The sequence below is a fragment of the Corallococcus exercitus genome (assembly GCF_042231735.1).
GTDB lineage: Bacteria > Myxococcota > Myxococcia > Myxococcales > Myxococcaceae > Corallococcus > Corallococcus exercitus_B.
In genome coordinates this window covers 9,076,554-9,089,718 of sequence record NZ_CP102577.1, presented here as the reverse complement: position 1 = coordinate 9,089,718, position 13,165 = coordinate 9,076,554, and the positions used below count along the sequence as shown (strand labels likewise).

Annotated in this window: 7 protein-coding genes; all 7 read left to right on the top strand. The window is 67.4% G+C overall.

Translation table 11 applies throughout. From position 1 onward, the window contains the following. Nucleotides 1-152 precede the first annotated feature (152 nt). The 7 genes from NR792_RS36560 (at nucleotide 153) to NR792_RS36530 (ending at nucleotide 13,091) form a co-directional block, all read left to right on the top strand. On the top strand, nucleotides 153-362 hold the full coding sequence (locus NR792_RS36560; RefSeq protein ID WP_375757347.1) for a helix-turn-helix domain-containing protein: 210 nt from the start codon (nucleotides 153-155) through the stop codon (nucleotides 360-362). A 143-nt stretch (nucleotides 363-505) separates the two neighbouring features. Further along, nucleotides 506-2,575: a hypothetical protein gene (locus NR792_RS36555; protein ID WP_375757346.1), complete on the top strand. Its 2,070-nt coding sequence runs from the start codon at nucleotides 506-508 to the stop codon at nucleotides 2,573-2,575. Then, the gene (locus NR792_RS36550) at nucleotides 2,572-3,867 is read left to right on the top strand and encodes a hypothetical protein (RefSeq protein WP_375757345.1); all 1,296 of its coding nucleotides are present in this window, start codon (nucleotides 2,572-2,574) and stop codon (nucleotides 3,865-3,867) included. Before NR792_RS36555 ends, NR792_RS36550 begins: the two co-directional genes overlap by 4 nt. Beyond that, on the top strand, nucleotides 3,864-7,730 hold the full coding sequence (locus NR792_RS36545; protein ID WP_375757344.1) for a hypothetical protein: 3,867 nt from the start codon (nucleotides 3,864-3,866) through the stop codon (nucleotides 7,728-7,730). The genes NR792_RS36550 and NR792_RS36545 overlap by 4 nt, the downstream gene beginning before the upstream one ends. Further along, complete coding sequence (locus tag NR792_RS36540) at nucleotides 7,723-8,733, top strand: hypothetical protein (protein ID WP_375757343.1); 1,011 nt, start codon at nucleotides 7,723-7,725, stop codon at nucleotides 8,731-8,733. The genes NR792_RS36545 and NR792_RS36540 overlap by 8 nt, the downstream gene beginning before the upstream one ends. 2 nt (nucleotides 8,734-8,735) lie before the next feature. After that, complete coding sequence (locus tag NR792_RS36535; protein ID WP_375757342.1) at nucleotides 8,736-9,107, top strand: hypothetical protein; 372 nt, start codon at nucleotides 8,736-8,738, stop codon at nucleotides 9,105-9,107. Nucleotides 9,108-10,175: 1,068 nt separating this feature from the next. Beyond that, complete coding sequence (locus NR792_RS36530; protein WP_375757341.1) at nucleotides 10,176-13,091, top strand: cell wall anchor protein; 2,916 nt, start codon at nucleotides 10,176-10,178, stop codon at nucleotides 13,089-13,091. Nucleotides 13,092-13,165 lie beyond the last annotated feature (74 nt).

Here is a 13,165-nt window from a genome sequence, read left to right as displayed (position 1 = left end):
CTAGGGAATGTCGCGCCCCACCGGCCAATGTGGTCCCTGGTCCGGCCCGGCCTCGTAACCGACTTTCGTCGACTCTGGCCAGCCCTCGTACGCGCTCCTTGTGCGATGTCCGGCGAGCGGCGTACCATCAGGGATCCGCGAGGATCCTTCCGATGGCAGAGCCCTGGGTATCCGTTGAAGACGTCGCCGCCCATCTCGGGGTCGCGAAGGACTCCGTGTACCGGTGGATCGACGCGAAGGGTCTGCCCGCCCACAAGATCGGCAAGCTCTGGAAGTTCAAGCTCTCCGAGGTCGACGCCTGGGTGCGCGGGGGCGGCGCGCTCGATGGCCAGGAGACGTCCACGACGCCGAGGAAGTCATGACGGCCGCAGCATCGACTACGCCGTGGAGGGTGTGCCAAGCCTGCGGGCACTGGCAGCGGGCACCGGAAGACGCCGCGTGCTCAGTGTGTCAGTGGTCGCGCCTTGCGCTGGGCGCCCCCAGCGCGGACCTCGCCGAGCTTCGCGTGCTGGTCGACGCTGAACTGCGTTCCGATCGCACATGGCACATCACCGGAGTCACCACCCCGCGGGTCGGCGCCGCCATCAACCAGGCCATCGTTCTTCAGCGGCTCAACGACGACGGACTTCGCTCTCTGCTGGGCGGGGCGGCGACGAGTGGGGCCTCGTTCCCGTCCTGGCGTTCCTGGGAGCTGTTTCGCGACCTCGCCCGGTCGCTGCTCACGGAGGAGTTGAACTCCCTCATCCGTCGAAGTTGGGAAGGGCTCCGGCAGCCTTCTCCTGCGCGGGTGCTCGTCTCGATTCGGGCGATGCTCCTCGATCCCGACATCGCGCTCGCTGAAGGGAAACCGGCGCCTGCTTGGCTGGAGGTTGAGCCGTTCGATGCGGCTGCGGCCTCGGCAGCATCAAAGCTTCGCGACGGCGATGTCACGTTCGATGTGACTCGAACGCAGGTGAGCTTCGCCACCGGAGGGAACCGCATCGAGGTCGCCGTGCGGGCCCCCCGCGAGATGCTCATCCACGAGTGCAGGGTGGTCTCAGGCGACAAACCACTCCTCGTCGCTCCGCTTACCCGGGTCGTTCGTCGAGACTCACTCACCGCATTGCCGCCGATCACGCTCTCAGCCGAAGCCGTGCGCGGCTTCGCTGCGAATGGTGCCTCCGGCGGCGAACTGCTGCTCTCCGTGCGCGGGACCGAAAAGAAGTTCGCCACGCCCATTCCCGTCGCGGCGCTGCCCGCCTTCTCATCGGTCGCGGATATCTTCCTCGATCTCGGTTCGACGAACACAAAGTGGGCGCTTCGCCTCGAGGGAAAGGAGCCTGTCGAACACGACCAGGACACCGCGACGCTGACGGAGGTCTGGGGCATCGACGCGTATCGAAAAGCGGAGCTCCTCTCCGATTCTGCCGGTGAGCGGTGGAGCGAGTGGGTAGCCCGCGCTCTGCCCGCGCTGCGGCACTGGGTCGGCCGCGAGCACAACGCGTACTTGCGCAACGTTCACCTCTCGCTTCCATCCACCGAGCAGTTCGACGTCATCGCCTTGGGGAAGACCCTGCGGGACACGGCGCGCTCCGGCGATGGCGCCTCTCGTTCACCGCAGGATGCGCTGAGGAGGGCGACCACCGAAAACCTGGTGTCGCAGGGAGCGGTGGTGCTCGTGCCCGAGCATGAACTCGTCGCTGCACACTACCTCGGCGTTCTGCGCATCCTCCAAAGAGCCGCCCAGGCGTACGCGAGGCGATTCAAGAACCACGAGGCTCGTCGCGCTGATCAAGCCCAGCGACAGCGGACCTGGGATTCCCGCCAGGCAGCGGTCAGAGACTACGAGTCTCGGTGGTTCGGATACCGCTGGTTCAACGACCGCCCTGCAGGACCCAGTGGCTCGAGGCCCACCGTCGACACCAAGATCACGAATCCCGCTGAGTGGATGAACGATCTCGTCGAGCATCCCGAGCAGTTCGACCATGTCGTCTTGCTCGACGCCGGCGGACTCAGCCTCGATATCTCGGTCCTCGAGAAGCACGAGCTCGTCCGCGCGTTGAGTCACAGCGACACGGGGTGCGGTGGCGAAGCGATCTCGTCGCGAGTCGGGCGCCACGAGATCGGATCGCGTGGCACCAGATACAAGGCTCAACTGGGACTTCGGTGGCTGCCCACGCGAGACCTCAGCGATCCCGCGCAACGCGAGTACCGGGATGCCACGCGCGAACTCTATGGCCCGGTGCTGTCGCGCGTCCTTCGCTCTCTTGGTGATACGCGCTGGAAGAAGTCCCCCCACTGCTGCGTGCTGCTCACGGGTGGTGGGTCGCGTAACCCTCATCTCGCCGAGTACATCAGCGAGCTCGCGTCGGAGTCCGGTCTACGTGCCAACGTCGTGGACGCTCCCGTCGTCCAAGACCTTATTCGCCAAGCTCGCGAGTTCCCGGAGCCACTCCAAGAACTCGACTCCGAGGAGGTTCGACGCTTCGAGGCAACGCAGGCGTGGTCCGAGCGCCGCGAGCGCCAGCCGCTCGCGCGCTACGACAAGTTCGCCGTCGTTGGCGGGATGTGCGCACTGGGAGGCGGGCGCCTGTGACGAAGCCGAGCTGCGATCAGCTCCTCGACGAGGCCGTCCGCTGGCTCGCCAGCAAGATCGATAGCGCTCGCGAACGCGCACGAGAAGCCGCGCACCCACCGTCCCCCCCACAGCGAGAGAAGGGGCTACTCAGGAAGGTCGCTGGAACGTTGCTCGGGGCTTCGCAGGAGGAAGGTCGAGCTCGCCCACAGAGGATCGATCAGTGGGCGGCCAGAGATGAGGGGAAGCGGTGGTTGAAGTCTGGAGCGGAGGATCCCGGCGGTGCGGACGCCGTCGGGGACCTCGCTGCAGCGCTATGCCTCCGATGGAAGCACCCTAACTCCGCACCGCTTGCGCGCGCGTGGCTCGCCGAATCGAAGCTCGATGTGGAGACGCTGATGGACATGGACGGTCGAACTCTGGCGCTCATCGTCGGCGTCGCGGCAGCCGCTGCTGTGCTTGCGTTGGTGATCGTCGTGCGGCGCGGGCGCACCATCTCCATCGGTCGCCGCGAGTTCGCTCCGTCGCCCGACTTTCGCGCGCTGATGATCCTCGCCGAAGGGGAAGGCGAAGCGGCCGCGATCGCGGCCCGCATCCGGTCGGAGGTCGCAGAGCCGTGGTCCTGGGGGCTGACGGAAGCCCTTCGTGGGCTGGCGCCGGCCGCCAAGCGCACCCTGCTCGGCGCGCTCGCAGAGCGAAACCTCTGCGGGGTGTCTGCTTTCTCGCCCGAGGCTGGCGACGACTTCGATTCGAGCCGGATGTCTCCAGCGGGATCCATCACCACGGACGACCTCTGGGTCGTGGCGAGCGACACGTCCGACGACCGACGAGGATACCGCGTCGCGGATCGCGTCGAGGTTCCCGCCGAAGTGGAGGTCTGCACGGCTGACTGGTGGGTCCTGTCGCGCGCGGGTTGCGCAGTCGGCGAAGCGATCGTCGAGCGGGCTGACAACCTCATCGCTGGAGGTCGTGCGAAGGCGGCGTCATGGAGGGCGCCGTGGGGGTTCACCTTCCCAGAGGACCTCCGTGGGCTTCCCGAGACGCTCCTGGATGGGTGGCGGCAGCGACTGATCGCAGAGCTCAACCCCCGCTATCGCGATCGGCCGGAGCGACAGCTCGTACTCGTGGGACACCCGGGCGAGGCGTTCGAGTCTTCGATGGAGACCGAAGACGGGCGCAGCCCAGTTGGGGACGCGGTCGTCTCCGAGGTGGTTCTGCGCGATGGAGTTCCACAGTACGGCCTCGCATGCCCTGGGGGCAGTCCGCTCCTGCTCGCGGTTGTGCGCACCAGCCCTGCGAGGAGTGGCGCATGACAAGTCGAAAGGCAAAGCACCGACGGACCGTCGACCTCGATAACGCATCGGCGGTCGAACTGGAGTTGCTTCTCGGCCTCGGCTCCGAAGACGCAGAGATGGTTCTCGCCCCGGAGGCGCGCAGCCTGGATCTACACCCCTGGCTGCTCGACTGCGTCGCGGTGCAGGTGAACTGCCTTGGACACCAGGACGAGTTCCCGCGCGCGTGGGACTGGGAGAACGTCCTGACGCTCCTCGATCCCGGGGAGGAACTGCTTTACGTGCTCGACCACGTTCGCGGCGACGGGAACCAGACAGGCCGTGCGTTCACGCTCTGGCTCGCCGTTCGTTTTCCTCAGCGTCAGGCCCTCTCGGCTGGCGATCTCGACCGTCGTCGAAAGCGCGCGAGGATGATTGTCTCCCAGTTCCAGCGGCAAGCATTCCCGGGCTCCAACGTGCGCTGGGTGGACCCCAGCGAGCTTCAGACGCTGCTCGGTTTCTCGACGGGAGGAGAGCAGCGATGCGTGTGTGTCAGCGGCCTCCCGTCGCCACGTGACCTCGAAGACGATCGACGCGAGACCGAGCGCGCGAACGCCACGCGAAACTACCAGTCCCTCAATGATGTCGCGGAGTCGCTCGTCGATCTCAGGTGTGACTACCGCATCGCGTTCGTCATCGGGCGCGTTGAGGCCGACTCGCTGAAGGTGCGACTGGGCCAGGCCACGCAACTGCGCGACGCGATCCATCCCCATGTCCGCGGGACGGTTCAGGCAGGAGGCAGCCGGGGGACCAACACCTCGACGTCAAATTCCAAGGCGGACGGGACGAGCCGATCGAAGCAGACGACCGACAGCAGCGGCAGCAACGACTCCGAGCAGAACGAGGACGGCTGGGCGAAGCGGGTATGGGATGGCGTGAAGAACGTCTTCCACCCGATTCGTCGGCACAGCACAGGGCCCCGCACCGAAGGGCGAACGTGGACGCGTAGCAGCAGTGAGACGGAGGGCGACTCCAAGACGGTCACTGTTGGCACATCTTCGGGGACATCCGAGGAGACCAACTGGAGCGAGAGCCAGGAGCGCCTGCGCTCGATGCTGGAACTCGCTGACCGCTCCCTCGAACGTACCGTCGCAGCGCTCCATGAGGCCCACGGCACCGGCGGCTATCGCTGGTCCGCGTTCGTACTTGCGGATGGTAAGAACGCCGATCTGATCAGCGGCGCGCTCGTCGGCGTCCTAGCGGGTTCGCGCACGAAGGACTATCCGTTCAACCGCTTCGCCGTGCACGGCGCAGGTGCCGAGTTGCTCCTTGGGAATGAGTCGCTGCTGGACCTCATCGAGGAAGCTGCACCAATCCTGCCGCTCTCGCGAGCGTGTGAGGCACTACTGCTGCCAGAGGCGGAACTCCCCGGTGTGCGGCTTCGCCGAAACGTCTTCCTGGGGAGAACGTTCAGCCCGCCGGAGGACGGGCAGCCTCGGGTACGTCTGGGCCCCGATGCCTTCTCTGCTCTCACCGGCGACGAGCATCCCGAACTCATCGAGATCCCTCGACGGGACCTGTTCCGTCACATCCTCGTGGCCGGTACGACGGGTTCCGGCAAGACGACGCGGGTTGTCGAGATCCTCAACAACCTGGAGGACGATCACCTCAGCGTAATCGTCTTCGAGACGGCGAAGCGGACCTACCGGAAGCGACTTCAGCGGGCCGGCCGACCCGCTCCACTCGTGTACTCGCTCGGGAGCAGTCGTGAGTTTCCTGGCGACCGGTTCCGACCGCTTCGGCTGAACCCGTTCTTCTTTGAAGTCGGCACGTCGCTGAAGCGACACATCGCCGTGCTCTCCGACGCGCTCGCAGAGTTGATGCCCTCGGAGGCGATGATCGCGCCGCTCATGAGGAAGGCGGTCGAGGCCTCCTACGTCGAGCGTGGCTGGGATATCGAACGAGGGCTTCCGACTGGAGGCCGGTCTGCGTCTTGGCCCTCGGTCTTGGACTTCGCCGCCCACGTCCGGCAGGTGGCGCAGACGTTGAACTACGGGCCGGAGGTGACGGCGAACTATCGAGGCGCGCTCGAGAACCGGGCGGCGCTCTTCGTGGACGCAACCTTCCAGGACATCTTCGCTCACAACGGCAACGTTCCCGTCGACGAACTCTTCCCAATCGGACACGACGCGATCGTCGAGGTGGAGGACCTGCCGCCGAGCGAGGTCGACATCCGCGCCTTCGTGATGACGCTCCTGCTAAGCCGACTGCGAGCTGTGCAAGCCGTTCGTGGCTCGCACGCACGGGCCTCGAACTCCAGCGTCGGTGCCCCACTGCTCGAGGCGGCGGCCGCGCCCTCCGAACTGGATGCAGGGCACGCCACAACGCTGCGGCGTGCCCTCGACGAGCATCTCCGTTCGCTCGGCCGCTACGCGAAGGCCGATCGGAAGCGGTTGCTCAAGAGCGGCGAAGTCTCGGTGAACGGCGTCGTCGCCGCCGACGGTGACCGCCGCCTGTCGCGCAGTGACCGGGTCGTTGTCGGCGACGTGCAGATCTGGCCGAAGAGCGATGGGCTCGAGACGTCTTCCGCGACTGGACAGCCGGTGACGCCCAAGGCCCCGCTCCAAGAACACGCACTGCAAGTCGCGGCCGGCCCGCGTCGCTGGCTCGTCGTCGTCGAGGAAGCGCACAACGTCCTTGATCGCTCCTTTGAGGTCCGACGCCCGGCCGACGAGAGCAACGCCGGACGCACCCTGCTTCGGTGCATCGACCGGCTTCTCCAGGAAGGGCGAGAGATGGAACTGGGCGTGATGGTCATCGACCAGTCGCCGGCGAGCCTCGCGCGCAGCGTCATCTCGAACACCGGCACCAAGATCGTCATGCGCTTGGAGGACGGCGCCGAGATGGAGGAGATCGGGAGAGCGCTGGGGCTCGAGGAGGATGCCTGGAAGAAGCTCGGGTACCTCCAGGAGGGCGAGGCCATCATCAAGGCGTCGTTCATGGACGCCCCGGTGAAGACCGCACGCTTCAACGAGATGACGTCTGGCCCTAGTGAGCACAAGCCGACGGGAGCAGGTACGGTTCCGCGCTACGCGGAGTTGGGCGACCTCTGGAACGGCGTGCTCACGGGCGCGCGCAGGCCGGACGAGGCTTGGCTGAAGGACATGCTCACTGCCGCCGACGGCAGGGTGGACCTTGCTGCCTTCGTCGGCGTGAAGGGGCTTCTCGATCAGCACCGCAACGACGCCGAGATCCTCGCCAAGACCCGAGAGCTGCGAGCAGTGCTCGCCGCGGCTGAGCCTGACGAAAGGCACCTGCTCGACGCCGCACGGGAGACATTCAAGCGGAGCGTCGTCGTGGCGAACTACCGGCCGCTCCTCGACGTCGCACGCCTCATGTTCCGCGCTCTCGTGAAGCCTGCTGCAGCAGACCCGGCGATCCGTGTAACGGGGGTCGGCATTCAACGCGCGGCAGACCTGATGGCTCTTGCCGGCCTCGGCAGCCCCGAGACATGGCGAGCGCTCCTCCTGGGGCTATCGGGCGCCCCCGGGCTTCGCTGGCAAGATGCATGTGGCAGGTTCACAGCCTACTGCAACGAGGTGGGTCGGTCGGACGCGACGACGCCAGTTCGGGTGCTCTTCCTGTCTGCGGAGACCGCGCGCAGCACGATGACGAACGGGCACAACGCAGATCCCGTCGAGTTGGTGCTTCACGCCCAGGCCTTGCTCCAGCCGTTGATCGAACTCGGCCCCCAGACGGAAGAGCCGGCGGTCACGCAGCGCTGGCAGGTCCTCGCCGATCACAGCACACGGGAGTTGGCGCTCGACTTGGCCTCGCGTCACGGGGAGGGTGTCCGAGCTGCTGTTGCGGTACTCTTGAACGTGGAGGCCACCAGCGATGCCTGAACCGATCACGATGGCGACCGTGGCGGCAGTGACAGAGGCCGGAGTCGCCGCCGGTGAGGGGGTTGCAGCCACGTCGACCGCGTTGACCGCAGCGGAGGTCGGCGGCGCGGCGGTCGAGACCGTTGGCCTGGGCGCGGCCGGGGCGTCCACCGAAGCGTTCGTCGGCTCGCTTGAGCTCAATGCGGCGAGGCTTGGTGAGGTGGTGCTGAGCCGCGCCGAGTCGTCCGGCGCGGCGCTCTCGGAGGCGCTGCGCAAGGCAGGTACGGAGCTGCCCCAGATCGCAAAGTCCGCGGTCGACGTGGGGCCAGGTACGACAGCCTTCGACGCCGCTCGCTGGTCCGAGTGGAGCCCTCATGCCGGCGAGCGCGTAACCCCGCCGAGCATCGCAGAGAGATTTCGTCCGCTTCGCGATCCCTCCAACCTCGAGTCGTACGCGCGCAACCTCGAGCAGCGGGACGCCGGCTTCGCGAAAGAGCTGGCCCGCCGCCAGGAGCAGCTCCAGTCGGCCAAGTCGCCGGCCAAGCTCGATGCAGCGCTCCAGCAGTTGCGCAAGACCACCGCGGGGAAGCTGGGCGAGTCGATCGCCACCGACGGACTGAAGCCCTACTTCAACGGGTTGGAGTTGCAGCGTCGCGTTGAAACGGCGAACGGCATCACGTTCATCGACGGCCGCTTCACCGAGGCGCGTTGTCCGATCACCTTCGGGCGCGGGCACAGCGTCGCGGAGGGTGGCACGCTCTCGGTCGAGGTGAAGACCGGACAGCCGGTGTACCTCGAGCGCGAGGTGAGCCACATCGCTAACCGTCAGGTGCAAGGGCACCTCGCGACGGGCGACAAGTCGCTCGTGTTGGTCTCGCGCGACGTGTACTCAATGAGCGGCGAGCGCGCTGCGCGAGACACCGTCGCCGAAGCAGGCTCGCGCGTGATGGCATTGCTGCCCGAGAAGCGAACGATGGATGAGGCTCTCCTGCGACTCCTGCGCGACAGGGTGGAGAGGACGTGACCATGAAGTGCATCTACGCGATCCCGCCCGATGCTTCCGAGGCCGCGAAGAAGCTCGCCAGGCGGTACACGGAAGCGCTCTCCAAGCTCGCGGAGGACGTCATCGCGCTGGGCGACGACCTGCGTGCCTTCGCCGAGAGCCACGGTGCGGCGGTCCTCAAGCTGGACGACGACGACTGGACCAGCGCCACCGAGGCGCTTGCTCAGCCAGGTGACCGCGAACTGGCGGGCGAGCTGTTCTGGTCGCCCGCAGATGCTCAGCGCCTCCGGCGGGCGCTTGATGAAGGCGCCGAGCTGGCTGCGAGGCGAACCGTGTCAGCGTGGCTTGGCACCCAGGCGGGCCGTGAGCGCTCCATCCTTCTCGTGGCCGCATGACGCGCCACTCGGGGCACGCTTCGAACGGCGCCCCCATCCGCGACGGGACAGCGCGAATCCGAGAGAGCGTCCCGGCCCGCCGCGCGCAACCACCTGGATTCGCAAGGGTTCGCATTCTCGGGCCCGTGCGAGCGGAGAGAACCGGTCCCGCCGAGAGCGCTGCGAACGGGTTAGCGAGCGGCTCCCCATGCGGAGCAAAAAAGAAGGCCCTGCCCTAAACCGGCAGGGCCTTTTTGCTTTTCAGCCCCATTGCACGGCCTTCGTGCTTGAGCCCCTGAGTCACAAGGGATTTTGGCTCGCGATGGTGAAGAGGGCGCTCTCGGCTCTCTACCCCACAGAGCAAGAGCCCCCCTCTTCTCCGCCACCAACTGGGCTCTCTGGAGTGCTCTTTCGCTCGTTTTGGGGAGGGTGTTTGCCTGCCACGCGAGGTGGACGGCACTCCGGTCCGGAGCGCCCCAACGCCCCGCGCCAGGCAACCCCGGAGGAAGGGCCTCCTCCGGGAAGCGTCGCGCGTACCAAAGTGGGCAGCGTAAAGCCAATCTCGAAATTGAGCGAGACAACGCGCTGAAGTCTGATGGGTTTCCGCAGCGGTTCGATACCTGGCGGCAGGTGTGAGCAAACTCGACGAGCGAGTCCGGGACGAGCGTGGCGTGAAGCTGATTGCCCCACACCGCAGGGGCCTCCAAGGGCTTCGTGCCCCACGAGCTCGACGAAGCCCATAGTTCCAGGCGCGCTCCAGATCACAGGATGTCAGCACCGTTCTGCCGACGTCACGAGCCGGTCACAGCCACGGTCACGAGGCTTGCCTGGAGGTCCACCCCTCGGGATGCCGGCCGCCCTTCGGCCCCTGCACCGTGCGCAGACATCTTTGGGCTTCGCGTTCTCCAAGGACTCCGCGCGACCGCATGGACAGGACTGCCACCTTCTTTCGATGACACCCGACAATCCCAACCATTTCACGGCAGCTTTCCCGTGCCATGACAGTCGATTGCGCTTCGCACTTCGGGGTTCTTCACATGGCCGATTCCCGGACCTCCAGTCCGGTGAGTCGACACCGATCGAAACCCCATGACCCCATTCCGAAGTCTGTGGCTCGCGGCCGCCCTACTGATGGCCGCCTGTGGAACGACTGAGCTCGCGCAGCCCGACGACGTACAGGATGCGACGACGGCCCAGGGCCTCTCCACGCTCTCCGTGCGAGGAACCACCAGCGCGAGCGGCCTGGCCACCACCACCCTCTCCATCCCCACCCCCGTCGGTACGGCCGCCGGAGATGTGCTGGTGATGCAGCTGAGCAATCGCGAGGCCGTCACCGCCGTCGCCACCCCACCCGCTGGCTGGACGCTGCTGCGCTCCGAGCAGAGCGCCTCGGCCATCAAGTCCTGGCTCTTCCTCCGCGTGGCCAGCGCGGCCGAGCCGAGCAGTCACACCTTCACCCTCGACCTCGCCAGCTCCATGGCGGCCACCCTGGTCGCTGTGTCGGGCGCGGATCCGCTCCAGCCGGTCGACGTGCACGTGGGCCAGAAGAATGGCAACAGCGCGAGCCTCGCGCTGCCCGTCGCCACCACGTCGTCCGCGAACGGCCTCGCAGTGTGGTTCTCGGCCCAGGTCTGGGGAGGCGCCGCGTGCCCCGCGGTCCACACCCCTCCGACGGGCTTCACCGAGCAGCTCGACACCTGCCTCGTCTCGTCGTCGCTCGGCGTGCTGCACAGCGCCGCCACCTCGGAGCTCGGGGCCGCAGGTGCCCAGCCCGCCTTCACCGGCAGCTCCACGCTCCCCAACACCAACATCACGCACGCGGTGGTGCTGCGTCCCCTCCAGCCGCCGGCCACCGGGGAGATCACCCTCGTCGGCACCACGCACGCGAGCGGCAAGACGGTCACCAGCCTGACCCTCTCGACCCCTACGGGCGTCGCCGCCGGTAACGTGCTGCTGGCGCACCTTGCGAACCGGAACCAGATTGGCGCCGAGCTCACCCCGCCTCCGGGTTGGACGCTGGTGCGCACCGACATGAGCACCTGGAGCATCCGCGGCTGGGTCTTCGTCCGCGTCGCCACCGCCAGCGAGCCCGCGAGCCACACATTCCAGAGTTCCATCGCGAGCAACCTCGTCGGCAACCTCGTGGCGTATGCCGGCGTCAATCCGGCCAACCCGATCGACACGCACGCCGGCAAGAGCAACAGCGGCTCGACGGCCTTCACGACGCCGCAGCTGAGCACCACGACCGCGGGCGGGGCTGCCGTCTGGTTCGGCGCGCAGGCGTGGACCGGCGCCGCGTGTCCGACCCCGGCGATCGAGCCTCCCGTGGGCTTCGCCGAGACCTACGACACCTGCCTGGTGTCCTCGTCCCAGGGCCTCGTCTTCAACGCCGCCTTCATGCCCCTCGCCGGTGCCGGCATCCAGGGACCGTTCAACGGGAGCTCGACGTTCGCCGAGACCAACGTCGCGCAGGTCGTCGCCCTTCGCCGCGCCGAGGTCGCACCGTCCTCGGGGGTCGCGTTGCGTGGGAGCTCGCGCCACAGCGGCCTGTCGATTGCTTCGCTGTCGATCCCCAAGCCGTCGGGGACCGCGGCCAACGACGCGCTCATCGCGCGGGTGACCGTGCGCAACAACATCTCCGCGACCGTCACGCCGCCCGCCGGCTGGACGTTCCTGCGCTCGGAGCAGAGCGCCTGGGCCATCCGCACCTGGATCTTCTACCGCGTCGCGGGCGCCTCCGAGCCCGCGAGCTACGCGTTCGGACTGGACGCGACCACCCACATGGCGGGGAGCGTGGAGGCCTTCAGCGGCGTCGATCCGATCCAGCCAATCGACGTGCACGCAGGCCAGAAGAACGGCGACTCCGCGTCGTTCACCGTGCCCGACGTGGTGACCGGCAGCGCGGGTGGCCTCGCCGTCTGGTACGGCTCACAGGTCTGGCCGGACGCCACCTGCCCTGCCACCGGCATCGAGCCGCCGCTCGGCTTCACCGAGGCCTTCGACGCGTGCCTGGGTCACACCAATGGACTGCTCTTCAATGCGGCCTACCGGTCGCTCACCGCGCCGGGCCTCCAGACGGGCCTCTCCGGCAGCTCCGCGTTCGTGCAGACCAACACCGCGCACGTGATCGTCCTGCGCGCCGCCAACGCCCCCAGTTGCATGGTCGGCGACACGTACGCGAGCACCTTCACGCTCCAGGGCACCGTGACCGCGCCGGAAATCGTGGAGCCCTCGGGCCTGGCCGCGAGCCGCGTGGTCGGCAACGCGCTCTACGTGCACAACGAGGACACCACCGCGATCGTCGCGATCAACACCCTCAACGCGAGCACGATCGGCACGTTCAACGTGACCAACGTGACGCCGGCCGACTGGGAGGACCTCGCAACCGGGCCCTGCCCGAGCGGCTCGTGCATCTTCATCGGTGACATCGGGAAGTGGAGCGCCAACTTCCCTCCGGGTGGCAGCCCCACGTCGTTCACGATCTACCGCGTGCCCGAGCCGGATCTCGCCAACGGCCAGACCTCGGGGGGGCTCGTCGCCGAGGCCTTCCCGTTCGTCTATCCGGACGGCGCGAAGGACGCGGAGTCGCTGATGGTGCACCCCACCACCGGGGACATCTACGTCGTCACCAAGAACGGGGGCACGGGGCAGAGCGGCGTGTACAAGTTCCCCCAGCCGCTGACGCCGGGCGTGCAGGCCACGCTGATCCACGTCCACACGATCCAGCTGCCGCTGAACGGAGACGCCAACTTCTCGGCCGCGACCGCGGCGGCGATCCACCCATGCGCGGATCGCTTCCTCCTTCGCACCTACCGCACTGTCTACGAGTTCCGTGCGACGCCGGGACTTGGCTTCGAGTCGGCCGTCTTCGCGGCGCCCGTCACGCTGACCGACACCTCCGAGGGCCAGGGTGAGGCGATCGAGTACGAGGCCAACGGCGCGAGCTACTTCACGATGAGCGAGAGCCCCTCGCCCTTCAGGCTCAAGCGCGTGCCCCTGCGGTAGGACCGCGTCGACACGCCGAGGAGCAAGGCCGGTCGTGGGGCACGTCCCCATGGCCGGCCTTGCTGTTCCGAGCT